The sequence below is a fragment of the Falsiroseomonas oryzae genome (genome assembly GCF_027856955.1).
GTDB classification, from domain to species: domain Bacteria; phylum Pseudomonadota; class Alphaproteobacteria; order Acetobacterales; family Acetobacteraceae; genus Falsiroseomonas; species Falsiroseomonas oryzae.
The window spans coordinates 1-764 of the sequence record NZ_JAPSMD010000933.1; the positions used below are offsets into that span (position 1 = coordinate 1).

Below are 764 nucleotides of genomic sequence, written 5' to 3' on the forward strand. Positions count from 1 at the left end.
GCACCCGCCACGCGGCGGGGCGCCGGCTCGCGGCGGCGCTAGCCCGCCGGCAGCGCCGCCACCGCCTGCTGCGGGCTGGTCCAGGCGATGGTGCCCGCGGCCTGGCAGTTGGAGCAGATCTGCATCCAGGCCGCATGGTTCGTCCCGCAGGCCGAGCAGCGCCAACGCGGCTCGGGGGCGGCAGTCGCCGCCTGGCGCAGCCACCGGGACTGCGCCGCGCGGCTTTCCGCCGTGTCGCCGCCCTCCGCCTCCTCGAGGTCGCAGAGCGCGACATAGGCGCGGCGGTCGGCGGAACCGGAGGCGATCAGCGCCTCCAGCTCCTGCCGCGCCCGGCCCGTCAGGCCCGCGGCGATGGACAGGCGGCCGATCAGCAGCCGGCTCTCGGGATGCGTGGCATTGCCCTGCACCAGCATCTCGGCCGCCTTCACCCGCAGCAGCGGGTCGGTCTCGCTGGCGATGTAGGCCTCCGCCACGTCCGGATGCGGCCGCGCGCGCCACGAATCCACCAGCGCCTCGCGCGAGCGGCGGCCGTGGCCCTGCGTCTTCAGCCGCTGCGCATAGGCCAGCGCCGCCGGGGCGAAGCCCTTATCGGCCTGGAAGGCCTGCCGCTCCAGCTCCTGCGCCTTGCCCGCATCGCTCTCCTGCTCGGCCGCGGCCAGCGCCAGCGGCGCCTGCGCCGCGCCCGGCGCGGCAAGCGCCAGCGCCTCGCGCCAGTCGCGCGTGCGCAGCGCCAGGATCTCGCGTTCCTGCCGCAGCCAGGCGGC

The 764-nt window shown here is 77.1% G+C and carries 1 pseudogene; it reads right to left on the bottom strand.

The window, feature by feature from the left end:
• Nucleotides 1–38: 38 nt before the first annotated feature.
• Nucleotides 39–764 (bottom strand): annotated as a pseudogene (locus OZN99_RS32770) (heme biosynthesis HemY N-terminal domain-containing protein); the annotation flags it as partial.